At 34.4% G+C, this 17138-nt stretch carries 32 protein-coding genes; 30 read left to right on the forward strand and 2 right to left on the reverse strand.

Going from position 1 to position 17138, the window contains the following annotated elements:
* The first annotated feature begins 15 nt into the window (after nt 1–15).
* From BMW45_RS15155 to BMW45_RS15225, 15 genes are all read left to right on the forward strand, one after another.
* Nucleotides 16–342, forward strand: coding sequence for a hypothetical protein (locus tag BMW45_RS15155; RefSeq protein WP_092245252.1), 327 nt, complete (start codon nt 16–18; stop codon nt 340–342).
* A 56-nt stretch (nt 343–398) separates the two neighbouring features.
* Complete coding sequence (locus BMW45_RS15160; RefSeq protein WP_092245255.1) at nt 399–722, forward strand: hypothetical protein; 324 nt, start codon at nt 399–401, stop codon at nt 720–722.
* A gap of 81 nt (nt 723–803) precedes the next feature.
* The gene (locus tag BMW45_RS15165) at nt 804–1043 is read left to right on the forward strand and encodes a hypothetical protein (RefSeq protein WP_143057046.1); all 240 of its coding nucleotides are present in this window, start codon (nt 804–806) and stop codon (nt 1041–1043) included.
* Nucleotides 1040–1357, forward strand: a complete 318-nt coding sequence (locus BMW45_RS15170; RefSeq protein ID WP_092245261.1) for a hypothetical protein — start codon at nt 1040–1042, stop codon at nt 1355–1357. The genes BMW45_RS15165 and BMW45_RS15170 overlap by 4 nt, the downstream gene beginning before the upstream one ends.
* 36 nt (nt 1358–1393) lie before the next feature.
* Entirely contained in the window at nt 1394–1690 is a 297-nt protein-coding gene (locus BMW45_RS15175) for a hypothetical protein (protein WP_092245264.1), read from the forward strand.
* Nucleotides 1687–1929, forward strand: coding sequence for a hypothetical protein (locus BMW45_RS15180; protein ID WP_092245268.1), 243 nt, complete (start codon nt 1687–1689; stop codon nt 1927–1929). Before BMW45_RS15175 ends, BMW45_RS15180 begins: the two co-directional genes overlap by 4 nt.
* Nucleotides 1930–1975: 46 nt before the next feature.
* Nucleotides 1976–2266, forward strand: a complete 291-nt coding sequence (locus BMW45_RS15185; protein ID WP_092245271.1) for a hypothetical protein — start codon at nt 1976–1978, stop codon at nt 2264–2266.
* Nucleotides 2267–2540: 274 nt separating this feature from the next.
* Nucleotides 2541–2720, forward strand: coding sequence for a hypothetical protein (locus BMW45_RS15190; protein ID WP_092245274.1), 180 nt, complete (start codon nt 2541–2543; stop codon nt 2718–2720).
* Nucleotides 2721–2764: 44 nt separating this feature from the next.
* A complete protein-coding gene (locus BMW45_RS15195) occupies nt 2765–3244 on the forward strand; it encodes a hypothetical protein (protein ID WP_092245276.1) in 480 nt (159 codons plus the stop codon).
* Complete coding sequence (locus BMW45_RS15200; RefSeq protein ID WP_092245279.1) at nt 3245–3514, forward strand: hypothetical protein; 270 nt, start codon at nt 3245–3247, stop codon at nt 3512–3514.
* Nucleotides 3515–3546: 32 nt separating this feature from the next.
* Complete coding sequence (locus BMW45_RS15205; protein ID WP_092245282.1) at nt 3547–3756, forward strand: hypothetical protein; 210 nt, start codon at nt 3547–3549, stop codon at nt 3754–3756.
* A 17-nt stretch (nt 3757–3773) separates the two neighbouring features.
* Nucleotides 3774–4202, forward strand: a complete 429-nt coding sequence (locus BMW45_RS15210) for a hypothetical protein (RefSeq protein ID WP_092245285.1) — start codon at nt 3774–3776, stop codon at nt 4200–4202.
* A 216-nt stretch (nt 4203–4418) separates the two neighbouring features.
* Nucleotides 4419–6047 (forward strand): DNA cytosine methyltransferase, encoded by a 1629-nt coding sequence (locus BMW45_RS15215; protein WP_092245288.1) that lies wholly within the window; start codon nt 4419–4421, stop codon nt 6045–6047.
* 23 nt (nt 6048–6070) lie between these two features.
* Complete coding sequence (locus tag BMW45_RS15220) at nt 6071–6355, forward strand: hypothetical protein (protein ID WP_092245292.1); 285 nt, start codon at nt 6071–6073, stop codon at nt 6353–6355.
* Between the two features lie 270 nt (nt 6356–6625).
* A complete protein-coding gene (locus BMW45_RS15225) occupies nt 6626–7201 on the forward strand; it encodes a hypothetical protein (RefSeq protein ID WP_092245295.1) in 576 nt (191 codons plus the stop codon).
* 144 nt (nt 7202–7345) lie between these two features.
* On the opposite strand, the gene BMW45_RS15230 is transcribed toward BMW45_RS15225, so the two are convergent.
* Nucleotides 7346–7552, reverse strand: a complete 207-nt coding sequence (locus BMW45_RS15230; RefSeq protein ID WP_092245298.1) for a hypothetical protein — start codon at nt 7550–7552, stop codon at nt 7346–7348.
* Nucleotides 7553–7688: 136 nt separating this feature from the next.
* Here BMW45_RS15230 and BMW45_RS15235 point away from each other — a divergent pair, with 136 nt between their 5' ends.
* The 6 genes from BMW45_RS15235 to BMW45_RS15260 all read left to right on the forward strand — a co-directional run bounded on the left by BMW45_RS15235 (nt 7689) and on the right by BMW45_RS15260 (nt 10595).
* Complete coding sequence (locus BMW45_RS15235; protein WP_092245302.1) at nt 7689–7979, forward strand: hypothetical protein; 291 nt, start codon at nt 7689–7691, stop codon at nt 7977–7979.
* A gap of 70 nt (nt 7980–8049) precedes the next feature.
* Entirely contained in the window at nt 8050–8409 is a 360-nt protein-coding gene (locus tag BMW45_RS15240; protein ID WP_092245305.1) for a hypothetical protein, read from the forward strand.
* Nucleotides 8410–8585: 176 nt separating this feature from the next.
* Complete coding sequence (locus BMW45_RS15245; RefSeq protein WP_207649073.1) at nt 8586–9671, forward strand: phosphoadenosine phosphosulfate reductase domain-containing protein; 1086 nt, start codon at nt 8586–8588, stop codon at nt 9669–9671.
* 21 nt (nt 9672–9692) lie between these two features.
* A complete protein-coding gene (locus BMW45_RS15250; protein ID WP_092245310.1) occupies nt 9693–9923 on the forward strand; it encodes a hypothetical protein in 231 nt (76 codons plus the stop codon).
* 229 nt (nt 9924–10152) lie between these two features.
* Nucleotides 10153–10368: a hypothetical protein gene (locus BMW45_RS15255; RefSeq protein ID WP_092245313.1), complete on the forward strand. Its 216-nt coding sequence runs from the start codon at nt 10153–10155 to the stop codon at nt 10366–10368.
* A complete protein-coding gene (locus tag BMW45_RS15260) occupies nt 10365–10595 on the forward strand; it encodes a hypothetical protein (RefSeq protein ID WP_092245316.1) in 231 nt (76 codons plus the stop codon). Before BMW45_RS15255 ends, BMW45_RS15260 begins: the two co-directional genes overlap by 4 nt.
* Nucleotides 10596–10614: 19 nt before the next feature.
* On the opposite strand, the gene BMW45_RS15265 is transcribed toward BMW45_RS15260, so the two are convergent.
* Nucleotides 10615–11145 carry a hypothetical protein gene (locus BMW45_RS15265; protein ID WP_092245319.1) on the reverse strand — a complete coding sequence of 177 codons (531 nt, stop codon included), beginning with the start codon at nt 11143–11145 and terminating at the stop codon, nt 10615–10617.
* A gap of 524 nt (nt 11146–11669) precedes the next feature.
* On the opposite strand from BMW45_RS15265, the gene BMW45_RS15270 reads away from it, so the two are divergent.
* The 9 genes from BMW45_RS15270 (at nt 11670) to BMW45_RS15310 (ending at nt 17133) form a co-directional block, all read left to right on the forward strand.
* Nucleotides 11670–11858: a hypothetical protein gene (locus BMW45_RS15270; protein WP_092245321.1), complete on the forward strand. Its 189-nt coding sequence runs from the start codon at nt 11670–11672 to the stop codon at nt 11856–11858.
* Nucleotides 11859–11902: 44 nt separating this feature from the next.
* Nucleotides 11903–12199, forward strand: coding sequence for a hypothetical protein (locus BMW45_RS15275; RefSeq protein WP_092245323.1), 297 nt, complete (start codon nt 11903–11905; stop codon nt 12197–12199).
* An 11-nt stretch (nt 12200–12210) separates the two neighbouring features.
* Nucleotides 12211–12555, forward strand: a complete 345-nt coding sequence (locus BMW45_RS15280) for a hypothetical protein (RefSeq protein WP_092245326.1) — start codon at nt 12211–12213, stop codon at nt 12553–12555.
* A gap of 245 nt (nt 12556–12800) precedes the next feature.
* The gene (locus BMW45_RS15285; RefSeq protein ID WP_092245329.1) at nt 12801–13199 is read left to right on the forward strand and encodes a hypothetical protein; all 399 of its coding nucleotides are present in this window, start codon (nt 12801–12803) and stop codon (nt 13197–13199) included.
* Between the two features lie 14 nt (nt 13200–13213).
* Nucleotides 13214–13834 carry a Sak single strand annealing protein gene (locus tag BMW45_RS15290; protein ID WP_092245332.1) on the forward strand — a complete coding sequence of 207 codons (621 nt, stop codon included), beginning with the start codon at nt 13214–13216 and terminating at the stop codon, nt 13832–13834.
* 14 nt (nt 13835–13848) lie between these two features.
* Nucleotides 13849–14259, forward strand: coding sequence for a hypothetical protein (locus BMW45_RS15295; RefSeq protein ID WP_092245335.1), 411 nt, complete (start codon nt 13849–13851; stop codon nt 14257–14259).
* 10 nt (nt 14260–14269) lie between these two features.
* Complete coding sequence (locus tag BMW45_RS15300; protein ID WP_092245338.1) at nt 14270–14758, forward strand: hypothetical protein; 489 nt, start codon at nt 14270–14272, stop codon at nt 14756–14758.
* A complete protein-coding gene (locus tag BMW45_RS15305) occupies nt 14758–16104 on the forward strand; it encodes a DnaB-like helicase C-terminal domain-containing protein (protein WP_092245342.1) in 1347 nt (448 codons plus the stop codon). Before BMW45_RS15300 ends, BMW45_RS15305 begins: the two co-directional genes overlap by 1 nt.
* Nucleotides 16105–16116: 12 nt before the next feature.
* On the forward strand, nt 16117–17133 hold the full coding sequence (locus BMW45_RS15310; RefSeq protein WP_092245345.1) for a CHC2 zinc finger domain-containing protein: 1017 nt from the start codon (nt 16117–16119) through the stop codon (nt 17131–17133).
* Nucleotides 17134–17138: the final 5 nt, after the last annotated feature.

The raw sequence follows: 17138 nt of genomic DNA on the forward strand, positions 1-17138 counted from the left end.
TAATGGAGGAATATAATGGCTGAAATCGTTGAAGAGATTTTAAACAATCAATCAAGAGGTTGTATAATTAGTATATTTACACCAACCGATAGCGATAAATACTATATGAGAAAATATTGTGCATCAATTGACTGTAATGGTATGCATTTAATATTAAAAGATGATAAAAATAATGATTTAAGTATTAGCATTTCTATCGGCAATATTAAACTTCTGAATAAAGAGGAACTTTTTGAAAATTCAATATTACTGGATTTTTTGACGGAAGATAATATTAGATATGAAATGTACATAGCCGATTCATTTTACTCATCGGACATGCGGATCAAGCGCCATAATTAATGGTGTATTTTTTAATAGCATACACGAAAATAAAGAAAACCAAAAGCGAGGGTTAAATGATTTCTTTCAAAGAACTAATAATGTCAAATCAATTAAAGGACATAGTTATTCATGTGGATTATATGTCAGGTGAATGTGTGGAAGTTGATATAAAAAAATATAAGCTTTTTAAATGCGAAGAACCAGGACAAGCACTGGTGGTGGGCGATACACCGATTCCATCAATTAGAATATTTACAGATAATGTGGAGCTGTTGAGTAAGGAAGAAATGCTGGGAAAAGTAATTGCAATAGAAGCCAGGCACAAAGATACATATTATAACTTTTACATACATAGTGGGCTTGACTTTACGAAAACAACAATTGAAGATGTTGCTTGAAAATGCGTATTTGCTAGTGAGATATAGCAATTAAAAACAGAATCTTATTTGAAATAAAAATCTAAATAGAGAAAGGATATTATGGAGAAAAAGTTAATGTGCATTGATGCACTTGGAAGCAATACACCGGATGATTTGATTCCGATAGTAGAGAAATATCACAAAAAATTAAATGAGTTTACAGATGAGTTTGTAGACGATTGTATTAAGGAGAATATTGAATATTGTTCTGCCTTTGGCTTTCTGTTTTCTCACTTAGATCATCTGTTAGCTATGAAGTATGCCAAAAGAAATTATGAAATAAAAAAGGGGAATGTATGAACGCAGAAGAATACATGAAGCAATATGAACCCAATGCATATATTAGATATCTGAATTATCGCAGAAAAGATAATATTCCTAAACCTGGCACCATTATAAAAACACTGAAGGGCGGATTCGGCTCTTTATATGAAGGAAGAATATTTGTAATATATGAAATAAATGAACGGTACATAGTTCTTGTCTCTCCTAATTGGGAAGACGAACTTGATGATTGGGACATTGAAGCTGGGATTAATGAACCACAAGATTGCTACTTGTCTGACATAAATGAGTGGTGGGAAGAACTTGAAATTTTATCTGAGAAGAACTGATGAGTTGAACCTTTTAATGAGAGATGGGAGAAAATAATGGGATATTACGGTAATAATGTAGAGCCAGAAAAGAAAATAGTAAAGATCAAGGTTGAATTTGAAGCCATACCAATTAGACATATGGCTGTGCAATGCTCAGACTGCAAAAATTGGTTTCATGGGAATGATATTTACAAAGATGGCTGTAGCTATAAGCATGATATTTTTTGGAACGAATGTGAATGTCCAAAATGCGGAAACCGTTTTATAGTATCAGAGAACAGCGATTTAGGTAGCGCTAATTTTCCTGAGTTTTATAAAGAATGTCTTCAGAAGAAGGAGGTTTGGGAATGACTTTAGAAAAAGTGAACGAACTGATGGTGCTTTGTGAATTAGAACAGTCAATCTTATGTTTGGGAAAAATTGAAGAGGCGAAAGAAGGCTACTTTGCTGATGAAATTGAAAATCCTCGGCTAGAAAGGTTCTATCAGCTACAAAACAAATACCATTATGGTTGGTACATAGCTCGTGACGATATAGATGAACAGATAGTTCAAATCAATAAGTTTAAGGAGTATATTCTTAAACAATAATTGCGAACAAACTCGTGTTTGATAGTAAATGAAAGGAAGGCTTAAAATGAAAAAGGAATATGAAACCGAGCAATTTATAAAAGGGGCAATTGCCATAAGAGTAGTGTCCGATGAACAATCGAGATTTTTAATAAAACTCTCAGTAGAGAATGGTTTTGAAAACGGCGATAGTAATGATTACATTACTGAGGACACCTATAAAAGATATCCATATTATTACATAGAAGATGACTATCAATTACAGGCATCGCAGTATAAAGAAACCGCCATAGAGGAGTGTGGTGAAGTAATGGAATTTGAAACTTGGTTTGGGCAGATTTTGGACAAGGATAAGTAGATAAAATCTTTGTTTGGTGAGGAGGTATAATGCTTATAGAAAAGCGAATTTGTGATATATGTAAGAAAAATGATCAAGTAGAAGTTTTAAAATAAAACAGAGCCTTAAGGGTCACTATGAAAGGACTGGATATGGAGGGCGATGGAATCCATTATCTTGGACATCATATGAAACTATTGATATCTGCGGAGACTGCGCCGAGAAAATACTTGGATTGTCGTACAGGGATAGTAATGGCTATGGCAAAAGCCCTGGGTTAAAATAGGAGGTAAGCATGAATATATATTTAAAGTTGATTAAGCCAATTTTGGGATTGGATTGTAATAATTTTGAGTTTAGAGATGTTGATTCAATTTCAAATGACACGCATTTGGAAATTATAGATAAAGCAAGTATGCAGCTTGAATTTAAATGTAGGTTGGATAATATTGATAGTCTTGTAAAGGAAGAATAATTTACTATAGAAGGATAATTTTATAAAAAGATGGAGGAATATGAATGGGGAGTTTTAGTTGGTTAAAAGCAGACAATTTAACTAAAGTGGCGAATGTATTAGAAGGAAAGCCTTTCAAGTTTTTGATTCCAAAAGAGTTTGGTGGAGGTTTTATTAAAGATTATTACCAGGATTATGGTTATCTGGGTTCTAAGAAAGACGGTAAACCAAAATATGATATGTATGAGGTATTGGCATTTTGGAATAGTGTGAGAAATGTTCCATTTGGGAAATTATCAATTAAAAAAGAATTAAAATATGACGAAGAATTTCCGTTAATGAAAGAAATAGACCAATATACGGGCGATAATAGGCACTTAGGAATTGACATTGGTTGCCATAAGGAAGAAATTGATAAATTAAAATATCCTCTTAAATTAGTTTCGGCCTCATATAGTGGCACATATGAAGAATGTGAAGGTAGGAGTTACGGAGATCCTAATCAGGGGTGGGCACCAGTGTACAGAAAAGAAGAGGTTGTTTAAGTGAAGAGATTGACAAGAAGAAGTAACGTTGGAGAAGGGCTTCCTGCAAGTCACTTGAATTTAATGGTTATGGACACTACAAGTCAAGATACACTCACAGAAATTCTGGAATTATTAGCGGCCTATGAAGATACTGGATTATCACCAGAAGAGATAGAAACTGCTAAGAGTGCGGCGAAGCTGTTTTATAAGGATTTTCCTAAAAATGTTGGGAAAGCAACTGATATGTTACCGACAGCACTTTTCAATGCTGATCTAAAAACTGATTAAAGGTGCATTTGATGAGGAATGGAGGCAGGTAAGTGAAAAGAGAAAACTATGACATAAAACAGGGGGCTAAAATAAATACTATAAAATTTGAAGGTCTGATTGCTCTTATAAAGGAAATAAATGATTCGGAGAACGTAGATGTCGTACATGTGATAAATTCTTTGCCTACAGAATTGGGAAGGAATCTTGCGAGATATATACTTGTGAAAATGAGAAATATGGATAGAATCGGAATTCTCTAAAGAAAGGAGAGTTGTTAATGGACGTTGTAGTTCAGTCAGATTATCAGGACATATATAGAATTACTGGCGGTGTCTTACTTGTGGTAAATAAGTTTAAACAGATGGAGATAGATGGAGTAAAATATCCAAGGGTGGACTACTGTAGAAGGAATAACTCAAGATTATATAAACAAGGCTGCCAGAATCATTTAAAGATGTTGACAAAAGAATACGTAAAAGAGAAATCCTGTTTCGGGCCAGCATGGAGTGTACCATCAGGAACAGTATGTTATTGCGACATACCAGTTGAAATTGCTTCAAAAGATGAATGGGAGTATCAGATCAAGACAAGTGGAGAGTCGTTTTCTGGAAGAGATGAAAATATGATTGAATTTTTGAGGGAGATTGAATTGATAATTAAAAAGACAGGTGAAGGAAGTTTGGTCGCCAACTCCACCTGTCAGTAAGCAACACCTAGCGGATAGCATAAGTGTTATTTCTAATATAACATTTCTAATGGCTTATTTCAAGCCGGTTATCCATCTATGAAAATTACAATGAAACTCCGCTTTTATTCGGTGGTTGCAAACACTGAGTTTAAGCGTAACAAATAAAAAATAAGAAAGGTAAAACAGTAAATTCTAGGATAAAGAGAATGCGCATTCCCTGTATATAGGGAAAATTTGAATACAGAAAATAAATGCGGAGCTTTAAATAAAGTAAGGTTAACTGGAAATATTTTATTTTCAGGAATTGGTGCTCAGGAACGAGGATTTGAAGACTCAGGATTGTTTGAAATAGAAGTATTAACTACATCTGACATTTGTAAGGAAGCAGTTCTATCTTACGCTGCTATCCATTGTGGATTGACATGTAAAATGGTTGAAAACTACCCTGATTATCCAACTAGGGAAGAAATGGCACAGCATTTAACAAATATCAACTTGGGATATGAACCAGACAAAAATAAGTATTACGATTGGTTCAAACTAATAAAGAAGAAAAATAAAGAACTTGAAAAGTATTGGTTGGCATGTAAATTAAGTAACAATCTTGGTGATATTAGTAAAATTGAGGAATTACCATATGCTGACTTTTGGACAGTAAGTTTCTGTTGCCAAGATATTTCGGTGGCTGGAAAAATGAAGGGGTTAAAGCCCGACAGTGGAACGAGGAGTAGTTTGCTTTGGGATAATATTAAGTTATTAGAGAGAGCAAAAAATAATAGTACTCTTCCAAAATACATTATGTTTGAAAATGTAAAGAATTTGGTAAGCAAGAAGTTTATTAATGATTTTAATGATTTAATTGATGTGCTTGGAGAACTTGGATTCAATACATATTGGAAAGTGATTAATGGAAAAGACTGTGGGATTCCTCAAAATCGTGAAAGAGTTTTTGTTATCGCAATTCGTAAAGATATTGATACTGAGAAATTTGAGTTTCCGACTCCATTTGATAATGGATTAAGGCTCAGAGATATTCTTGATACTGTTGTCGATGAGAGGTTTTATCTATCAGATGAAAAGGTAAAAGATATGATCTCTAATATGAGTCCTTGTTGCAAAAATAAAAACTCTGTTATTCGAATTGGTAAAATCAATTCATCTCAGGACGGACTGGTTGTTGACATCAATGGATTGTCTCCAACCCATACATCTGGGCATGGAAATTCACCTAAGATTATAACAGTTGGTAATGTTAATCCGTCTGGTAACGGAATGAATGGTAATGTATTTTCTGACAATGGTTTGGCACCCACATTAACTACTAATAAAGGTGAAGGGAATAAGATTCTAATCAATAAGGAGTCGAATGAACTTCAGCAGGTTGGCTCCATAAACAATTATAACGATGATGCTAATCGTGTTTATAGTGATAATCTTGCAAGAACGCTAAAAAGTGAAGCTGGTGGAGGGGGTGCTAAAACTGGCTGGTGTCAAACCAGCGTAGAATGTAACCACACAGAATTTCCTTGTATTTATGATGATAGGGATAAGGGGTTTGGAGTAAAAACGTCTGATTATTGTCCCACTCAAAGAGCTGAAAGATTTGGAATTAAGTGTATTGAAGTAACCAAGAGGGTGAGAAAACTTATTCCTAAAGAATGCTGGAGACTCATGGGGTTCAGAGACTCAGATTGCGAAGCAGCTTCGAATATTGGAGTAGCAGATTCACATTTATATAAGGAAGCTGGCAATTCTATTATAACAAACTGCGTCAGACTTCTGGCGGAGCATTTGTATAAGGCTCAATATGATAATACATATAAGTGTACCGATGAAAATTTTACACAACCACAGGTGGATTAAATTCTGCTTGTGGAGATCAACCAGTGTTATTAGGCGGAGTTGGAGAAATAAACTTTGGGAAGCAATACAGACAAGGGAATCGAATTTATGATTCAAATCATATTGCAATGTGTGTTCTGTCTCAACCAGTGGGAAATGCGGGGGGATATAGTTACTTATATGCAGTATATGAACCAATTTGTGCTGCTATGAGAGGCAGATACGATGAAGATGGCAAGATTCAACAGCAATTAGAACCGAGATATGATGGTTTAACCAACACAATTACAACGGTTACTAAGGACAATTTAATTGTAGAGAACAGATGAAATTAAAGTTTGCTTCAGAATGGAGGTAATTAAAATAAAGAAAGGTATCGTCGGTTTTATCAAAAGAATTATTGGATATTGTGACGGTTGCAGAGACTGTAAGAATAGATTTTTTAAATATCCTAAGAGGTTTCGTATGAGAACTATGTACGAAGATGAAGAATCAAATTACATAACGTGTTGTAAGGGATATTTCGAAAATGTTATTAAACCATATTGGGACGAAAGATGGGAAGAGTTTTATTCTTCCAGATTGTAGGGAGGAATTGATTGAAAACTGTAGCTAACTTTAGATGTAAAGAATGTGATGATATTTTTTGGGCGGAATCCGGCAAATGGACGAAGTGTAAATGTGGAAAGTGCGAAGTTGAACCGCTTGAAATGGGTAGCACGGCGTATAGGGGTAAACAGTGCTTCGAGAGGCTTAAAGATGGTGAAGACCACACATATTACGATGAAAGCGATTTTTATATTATGGAAGGGGAGGTGCTAGATTTATTTAATAAGATGAAGCAGATGTGCGAAGAACTAGACTTTCACATATACGAATCATTCAAGAAAAGCGAAGATGGAGATGAATATTTATCTTATATAAATTACACAAACTCAGACCTGATTAATCATAATGAGATGAACGAAGTACAATTTTGCGTAAGATTTGATAAGTATTTTAATGCAGGGGACTATATTGGCAGACTAAATTCCTTTTACGAATTTCTTTTATATTTAAAAAATAATCCGGAGCTTCTAAAAAAGCGAAAAGAATTATTGGACTATTCTTATAAAAATGATGTTGAGTGGGATAGGAAACAAGTAAAAGATTATGATTATACGTTTTATTTTTAGAATAGAAACAGAGTTTAATTGGAGGGAAGACGTAAACATTAGAAGACTTGGTTTTGAGAGAATTATGAAATGACGATTTCAATTGGTAAACCCATATTTAGCCGAGAAAAGTGCGAGGGAATAAAACTCCCTCGCAGGTGAAAACTATCGAACAATGCTATATTTTCTATTACAATTTGGACAACAAAGACCTACACTAGGCCAGTCCTGTTCGAGTTTGTCCTTCCAATATGTGATTGGAACACGACCGCTGCAATTTGAATAATGGCATTCAAAAGTATCATCTTCATTTTGAACAGTACTTAATGGCCCAGCAATTGAGCGTTCTTCTTCTACTAATATCTCATGCATAATACCACCTCCATATTTGATTCTTAAATTATACAGGTTTTTAGCGGTGGTGGCAATGCATTATGAGAAAGGGATGCTTTATATGACTGTACATTTATTGTAAGAGTGTAAATTTTTGAAAACGGAGAAGTAAATTATGGAAGTTACTATCGGGGATAAGATTTATATTTCAAATGAAAAGAAGCCGTATACCGTAAAAGCTAGAGACAATAGATACATCATTTGTACAAAACCATTCAATCCTCAAAGAACAGTCTTATATTTCATAATTGATTTAGAAGCAAAACGTAGAGCACCAGATGATAGAGTATTTTGTTCTGGGTATGAGACAGATGAACATTGTATGGCAAGATTAAGAGAATTACAGAGTGGCAAGATTGGATTGAGTTGGCGGAGAGGTATTCCACTGGACGTTGATGTGGAATAGAAATTGAGATATTGCCAATAGAAGTAACGATTCAACGGAGAATTAAATTATTGAAAGGTGGTGAAAAGTAGTGCATCCGAACAAATTTTTTAAGGAAGTATCCTGCAAGACAGGGTTAGATATTTTTGAAATATTCGATGAAGATATTAAATTGAAATTGCAGAATGTTCATCCTAAGAACTTCCTTAAAACAAAAATAACGTTACCTGTCTATAAGGTCACACTAGATTATTATACAGAAAATGATAATCACAAGATTGTCGAGCGATATATGGTTATGGATAGCCCTGGTGAAGAAGAATTTTCTGATTTTTGGGCAGATATTTATTGCCGCGATTATAACCAAGAGAATCCGGATAGGCAAATGAAAAATTTGACTATAAATGATGTTGTACATATATGTGACGCTGTGCTACCAATTGGTTGTTGATAGATGTCGATTGTATTTAGAACCTTTATTTATTAAAGGTTGTCACGAGGTTGCAAAAATGGATCGTTGATTTAAAGCAATCGAAAAAGGAATGTGATAGTGACGTAAAAAGACACTCACTAAGTATGGCTTTACCTCATAAAAAGCGAAATTGATTTTTATGAGGAGAATACATATTGACATTAGAACTAGGTGAGATTTTTAATACATTGCCTAAAGACGTAATAATAACCAACAATTTTATAAAGGCATGGAAAATAATAAATAACCCAGATTACGAAAAGATAGTTTGCTCTATTTCCGGTGGCTCAGATAGCGATGATATGTTAGATATTTGCTATAAATGCGACATAAATAAAAAGATTGATTATGTGTGGTTCAATACCGGCCTGGAATATGAAGCTACCAAAGAACACTTAAAATACTTGGAAGAAAAATATGATGTTGTTATCAAGGAAATTAAAGCAATAAAGCCAATTCCAGTATCTTGTAAAGAATACGGGCAGCCGTTCATTTCTAAGCAGGTTAGTGAATTTATCGGACGATTGCAAAAATACGGGTTTAAGTGGGAGGATAGAACTTTTGATGAATTACTTGTTAAATATTGTGTTGAAATTCCTGAATCCGAAGCAGTTAAAAACGGGAAGATTAAAAAAGGAATTGCAAAACATCAGGATAAGTATTGGAGAGGTTGCGTTTCAGCTCTAGAGTGGTGGTGTAATACTAAGAAGTCTAAGAAATTAGGAATTACACAAAACAAATGGTTAAAGGAATTTTTAATTGCCTATCCTCCGTTAGATATACCAATATCAAATAAGTGTTGCATAGGAGCTAAAAAGGCTGTCATTCATAAATTACTCAAAGAAGGAGGTTATGGACTTAGCATCGTCGGAATTAGGAAAGCAGAAGGTGGAGCAAGAGCAACTGCTTATAAGAATTGCTTTGACGAAAACGATGATTCTTGTGATAATTATAGGCCATTATTCTTTTATAAGAATGATACGAAAACTGTCTATGAAAATCATTTTAATATTTGCCATAGTAAATGTTATATGGAGTATGGTCTGAAAAGAACTGGTTGTGCCGGTTGCCCCTTTGGTAGAGATTTTGAGTTTGAACTAGAAGTAATACAGAAATATGAGCCAAAACTATTTGCGGCGGTAAATTACATATTCGGCAAAAGTTATGAGTACACAAGACGCTATAGAGAATTCTGTAAGATGATGAATGAGCAAGAGAAACAAAATAAACCAAGGAAATAATTCTTTGATTGGAGGATAGATTTGAAAACCAAAATATACCGTCTAAACTATGCGCACGAAGAAAACATTATGGGTAAAAGGATTGAAATAAAAGCAAGTGATTATCCAAATACCTTACATATACCAACAGAACAAGAGTTGGTATCAGTTGTAAAGAAAAATGGAGAGCCGTGTGTCATAGATAAAATCAATGAAATAATTGACTATATTAAATTACCTTGGTATAAGAAGTTATTTTATAAAAGCCAATGAAACAGTACTTTGCTTGGAGGTGATAAGGTGTCATGTGATTTTTGCAATGTAAAATGTAATACGTGTATCCATAAGGGAGAGGAGTATGATATCTCTGATTCATGGGAGGATTCTGGCCCAATAATGGTATCATACTGTAGTAATGATGAGAACTGCAACGATTACGAAAGAGACGGTAACTTTTGTAAGATGTGTGGAAAAAAATTAAATTTGAATATTCGGAGGAGATATGAACAGAGAAGACGAATTAAAATTAGAAGCAACAATCAAAGAAAACATGGAGAAGGTAAGATTTGAAGGATTGGCTGCTGGAGCAAAAGGGATTGCCGGTGCCATCTTGGAAATTTGCAATGATAAGAATATTAAGAACGATACTGTCAGGATCAATAAGATTAGAGATTTCTGTGTGACAGGACTTGGATTGAAGAAAGGAAACAATCAGTGAATCTAGTTGAATGTTATATTGAAAAAGTATTATCTGTTGAGGATAATACCTCAGAATTTACTACATACATGCAAACAGAAGGGGATCACCCAGAATTTATTGCAAACGAGCCATACTTAAATGTAATTTGTGTGGTAAATTGCTATGGGAGAAGATCAACAGAATTACATTTATGGAGAAAATCAGAGTATGAAAAGTATTTAGAGCAAGGATATTATCTTGCATAGTTACCATAAAAACATTCTTCTATACAATAATAGAACCTTTACTCTCCTCTGGGCATTTTGCAACTAAAGTTTTTTGACCTTTATTAGTCGTAAATTTTAATTTTATCCTGTTATTCTCATCAAAAATAGTAACACCTCTTTCAATAGGGAAAGATATAAAACCTATAAAACACTGGTTCCCAGTTAGTTGAATCGGAAGATTTTCAGAAAAGAAACGCTCAGTCCGTGGAATATCTGATTCTGGGAATTTTGGATAATAACGTTCACCTATCCACTTATGATTTACATAACAGGGATATTCCTTATCTGAGGTGACTATTGAGATTCTTGTAATTGCAAATGGACTTGTTGAGTGGTTAATGATACATAAAAGGAAGGTATATTCATCTCTCAGAGATATATCGCTAAATTCATAATTTTGAATGTCTATAGAGAAACGAGTGAGTTTCCTTAATGCCGTGTAAATTATCTGAGATATGGATAGAAATAAACTTAAAATAGCAATTGTAAGTGTAACTAAATCTTTATGAGAAACCAAATAATTAATCATTAATATTCTCCTTAGATTTTATACACTGATTATATCACATTATTAAAAAAACTAAAAGAATAAAATATCAATTTGCTATACGATATCAAGAACGTAGAGACAATTAGTGCCAGGAAAAAGAAAGTTAAGACAATAACAATATTTCAATAATCACAAGCAAAGTGTAGTTTTATAAACTTAGAAATAAATAAAGAAAACTGTTGACATGCACCGAGATAGGTGTTATCATTATGAATGTACAGATAAATAAAGAAAACCAAGAAGGAGGTAACAAGATGAAAGGTAGTAAAACAGAGTATGCAAAATTCAAAAGTATCATGAGCAAGGTAAAGAAGAACAGGCCAGAGGTTGCAGCCAACGGAAAGGTTAAATGGGGAGCTGGTAAGTAGAGAGGGGTATTACATAATGATGATTAGTTTATTTGATGGATTCTTTGCTTTTAACATTGATTGGAAGGCAGTGGTGGCAATGTCGGCAGCACTGGCCGTAATTACATTATGGAGTTAGAGAGAGGAAAGAAGTCAATGGTTGCTATAATATGTATTTTACTTGGAGTGGCATTAGAGATCATTAAGGCTAATAACTGGTTTATTGTTCCAGATGTTGCCACATATGTTGTGTTTGGACTTGGCGGATTCTTAGCTTTGGTCAATGTTATCACATGGATTGGAGCAAAAAGATCTGTGAACAAAGTAGCAAAGAGGTTCAGATAGAATTGTGATTTAATCCTAAAAAGATAATAAAAAGAAGGTGAAGCATGTACGAAGAAATGGAAGAGGAGTTTCAACAGTTTCTAATTGATATGGAAGAAACTGAAAACGCAATGGTATTCGCCCGATACATGGACGAATACGATTATGAAGACAGCTATGGAAACAATGAAATTTACGAATATCAAGAAAAATTCGCTGAAAAGGTTGAGGATTGGTTAAGAGAAAATAAGCCTGGTAAGTACATAGTAACCCGTGGATATTATATTGGGATCATGATACCAGATGAAGCAAGACAACGCAGAATGTCACAAAATACAATTGAAGAAATGATTATAAGATAGGAGGTATTGCATTGGCAATCAATATTAACGGAAACAATTTTACAGATATGAAAAAAGCAACAGAGTATTTTGAGAAGAAGTTGGCAGAAAACAAAACTCCATTAAATATCATCAATATGGAAACGGCGAAACGTACTTCTTTTGATAATATTAGGAACAACAAGTTAGCGCCCGTTCTCGAAGTTGTAGATGAAATGGTTCGTGAATCTATTACCAAAGGGGAATTCAATTGCTTCTTGAAAAATGATATTTTCTCTGATGAAAGCGATGATTCGAGAAACTTGATAGATATATTAGAATCATTAGGATACCATGTAATTCAAAGTTGTCAGGGATTAAAAATCAAATGGGATTAATTAGTAACTCGTCAACAAGTCAACTTACATAATGGAGGAATTTAATAGTAACGCAAAAAGTATGGATAATACCGTTTTTGGTAGGGTATTTCGGATACCTTATTATTTTTGCACCTTTTTTAAGGTTTAATATAGATTTTCCATAGAGTGAGGCTCATGTTATCGCCGGTGAGAGCTGGTGTTTACATAAAAAATAATTTAAGAAAGAGGTGTTTACCATAGGAGGAGAATTAGGAATTAAGGTAATGAAAGTTAATCCCGATCGTGACATTGTAAGGCCATATAAAGGTATTGGAGTTAAGAGCATGATGGATTTATCTCTATTTGGAGATGACAATCACTGGTTGCATATTTGCGGAGATAATGATTGGGGATATTTGTCGTTGGAAGTAATTAAACCGATCTTACAAGAAGCAAACAGCATTTATTGTGAAATTCTTAAGAATATTGATGACTGTAAACCAGAAGTCATACTTGTTGGAAGAAACGAATTTAGAATGCTGGACATTTTACATATAGCTAGAGACGGTGAAGAGGGTATTTCTATTATCAAGGGCATACCCGTTGTTAAAGGAAATTTCGATAATGGAACCAAGTATCTGGGAACTAAGAATGAAGAAGATTCAGAATTACCATTTAAATAATAAGGAGAAATTGAATGTCAGAAAATTATTTTAAGGAACTTTACAATGTTGATGTTAAGGAAAAGGTAAAACAGAAAAATGGATTGAATTATTTATCCTGGGCTGCTTGCTGGGCAGAGGTAAAAAAACTCCACCCTGACGCTACTTATCGAATTTATGAGGAAGTGCTTTCTTATGCTCCAGATGGAACTACTCCAATGAAAACTCGTCCCTGGTTTGATGATGGGAGAACTGGTTGGGTAAAGACAGGAGTTACAATCAACGGTATTGAGCATGTTGAGGAATTGCCTATAATGGATTTTAAAAATAATTCCATTTCTTCAGAAAATATTAAATCTTCAGAAGCAAACAAATCTATTCAGAGGTCATTAACAAAAGCCTGTGCTCGACATGGGTTGGGATTATACATATATGAAGGTGAGGATCTCCCGGAAGAGAGTAAAGAGTTAGAAAAACTCAGAACTGAATGTTACAAGCTGGTCACTGAAAGAGCCAAATTATCAGAGGCGGCAAAGAATAAAGTTGCTGATTTCTGCAAGTCTGCTGATGAAAAAGCAAACGGAGATCCAAGAATTATGGAAGATATTGACACATTAAAGACACTGAAAACGCAGCTTATGGGAATTAGAAAATAGGAGGAATTTAGAATATGGGACTTAGATCAGGGAATCAGTATGGAACCTTAGCAACGGTATGGAAAGTAAATGCTCCAAGCTCAAATGGTAAAACGGTTGATGTACAGATTACAACAAGTAAGAAGAATAGGCAAACAGACCAGTATGAAACGGATTTTAATGGGTATGTAAGGTTCTGTGGTGATAGAATGGTTGAATTTGCTTCCAAGTTAAAAGAGAAAGATAAGATTGATATTGAGGCATTTGATGTAACAAATAAATACGATAAAGAGAAGAAGATTACTTATTATAACGTATCGGTATTTGCTGCAAAAATGCACGAGTATGATAACCAGAACAATTCTTCTCCATCAAATTCGGCAACCGGAGATGGATTTATGAGTATTCCAGACGGAGTAGAAGATGAGGGACTTCCATTTAACTAAGAGGTGAATTATGTCAGATAAAACATACAAATGCGCCTTTAAGCATTGTAAACATGAGTCCTGCGAAATACCGCAGGACGAAGCTATAAAAGTTGGCAATAGATATATGCACCCTGACTGTGCAAAAATCAGTGAGAATATAGCAAAGGTTAGAGATTTTTACTATGAAAACATTAGCAAAACTGTTGTCATGAAGCAGTTGGTAAGTGTCATTAACAACCTTGTATTTACAAAAGAAATTGACTCCGAATATTTACTATTTGCATTGACTCATTCGGTATCAGCAAAGATTCCTGTTAAAAGTCCATATGGACTTCATTATCTAGTGGACAATCAGAGAATCAAGGATTTATGGAAAAAGAAAAAGGCTACAGAGATTGCCAATGAGATAAAAAAAACTGCTGACTCTGCTGAGATGGAGCCAGTTAAGTCCACTGGATTTAATTATAGTTCATCTGGCAAGGTTGGTTTTGGAGGTATATTGAAGGGAGGAAATTAGTGGATTTAAGCGAAATTTCTGACTATAAAGCAGAAGCCGGTGTGATATCAACTTTAGTGTATCACCCAGAATTCATTTTACATAGCAACTATTTACATGAAAAGTATTTTTACAACGTTGACAATGCCTGTATTTATTGGGCGATTAAGGAACTTTTTGCTCAAAAGATCACAAACATAACAGCTTTGAATATTGAACAAATGCTTGATTCTAATAAGGCTGTGAGAAAGAAAGTTCAGGAATACAATTTGCCAAGTATCCAAGAGTACATTGACCTTTGCTTTAATACGAAGAGAGATAGTGTTGAAGAGTATCTACTTCTTGTTAATCGTGTTGTGGAGTTGGCGTTTAAACGTTCTTTTTATAAAAAAGCAAGTGACTGGCAGAGAATGTGTTCTAACGAAGACATTCATTTAGACGATATGAGTAACACCGTTTATAAGGAACTCAATGAACTGACAACGAGTTTTGTAACTGATGGAGAGATAACAACTTTTGGCTCAAAAATTAAAGATATTTGGCAGAAGATAAAAGAAAAGAAAGAACGTGGAGAATCTTATGGGCTACCTTCATTTTTTCCTAGTATAAATGAATTTTTTACATATGAAGAAACTGAATTGGTTGTAATAGAAGCAAGAATGAAAAAAGGTAAGAGCTGGCTGGCAATGATTGAAGCTCTACATAAAGCAATGAACGGGGTCCCCACATTCGTTCAGGATAGTGAGATGAGCGACGAAAACTGGTACGTAAGAGTTTTGTCTTACTTAAGTGGTATATCAGTCTATCGGATTAAGAATTCTATTTTAACAGAGGAAGAAGAATTAAAGGCAGAAGAAACCAACAATTATATTGAGTCGTTACCTTTGTTTCATAATTTTGACCCATATATTACAAAAGAGAAATTTTACTCTATCTGTGCACAAAAGAAAAGTGAAATGGATTTGAAGTTTGTTGTGTGGGATTATATCAAGTGCGCCGACTCTATTCTTAATTCTGCTGAAAGAAGTGCTTATATGGCAGGTATTACTAACTGGCTAAAAAACATTATTGCCGGTGATTTAAAAATGTCTGTTCTAGCATTCTGCCAATTGAGCCGCCAAAACGAGGTTGCTGAATCAGATGGTATAGAAAAGTATTGCTCAGTAGCCTGTAAGTGGGAAGAAAAAACGAATGAAGAGTTGGTTGCAGATGGTAAAGAATGTGGGACCCATAAGTTTACAGTGAAATTAAATAGATTAGGAAAGCCACATTCGGGAAGCGGAGATTATATTGATATGATGTTTACCTCTGAAAAAGTCGGAATCAGAGAAGCCAAGCAGCATACTGAAAGCACACCATTTAGTTAGGAGGTGAGTCCCGTGGCTCTATATGATGAAGATATGCTAGAAGAAATTAATAGCAACGTTGATCTGCTTGATTATATTGGAAACACCATGGAGTTAAAACAACGAGGTAAAGATTATTTTGGGCATTGTACTTTACATATAGACCGCACCTCTTCATTTTCGTTAACTCCATCTAAAAACAAGTTCTTTTGCTTTAGTTGTGGAGCAGGCGGAGGAATTATCCAATATCTGATGCTTTATGAGAAGTTAGGTTTTGATGATGCAGTACAAAAAGCTTCACGGTTAGCTGATGTAGATTTAAAGGCGATGTGCCAATCGGAGACAGTTAAGCTCAACAAGGTTATACGAAAAATTCGTAACAACAAGACAGAGGATATTTCTTCTCATGAGATTTTAGATATAGAGAAATTACTTAAATACCAAGATGTTGAGATTCATGAGTGGATAGAAGAGGGGATAGATTCAAGCGTATTAAGACTGTTTGGAGTCAGACTTGATAATCGTGGAAATAGAATCGTATATCCTGTTTTCGATATGGACGGAAATCTGATCAACATTAAGGGAAGAACCTTATGCAAAGAATTTAAGTTTTTTGGTATTCAAAAGTACATAAATTACTACCCTGTGGGAACGGTTGACTATTTCCAAGGAATGAATATTACATTTCAACACATTAAAGAATCTGGCGAAATAAAGATTTTTGAAAGCATAAAGAGCGTTATGAAACTTTTCACCTGGGGAATTAAAGACAGTGCTTCCGCTGAAAAGCACACTTTAACTCCAGAGCAGATAAAGATCTTGATCTCTACAAGAGAAATTAAAAATGTTGTTTTTTGTTATGACTCTGACGTGTCTTATAAGGAACGGAAAGTTAAGGAGAATATTGATCTGTTAAAGCGTTTTGTAAATGTGTACGTGATTATTGATAGAGAAAATCTACTGGGAGGAGTAGGAGCAAAAAATGCTCCGGTAGATTTGGGTCGAGATATATGGGAGTCGCTTTATGCAACAAAAGTGAAAATCAAATAAAGGAG

It is taken from the genome of Lacrimispora sphenoides (genome assembly GCF_900105215.1).
GTDB lineage: Bacteria > Bacillota > Clostridia > Lachnospirales > Lachnospiraceae > Lacrimispora > Lacrimispora sphenoides_A.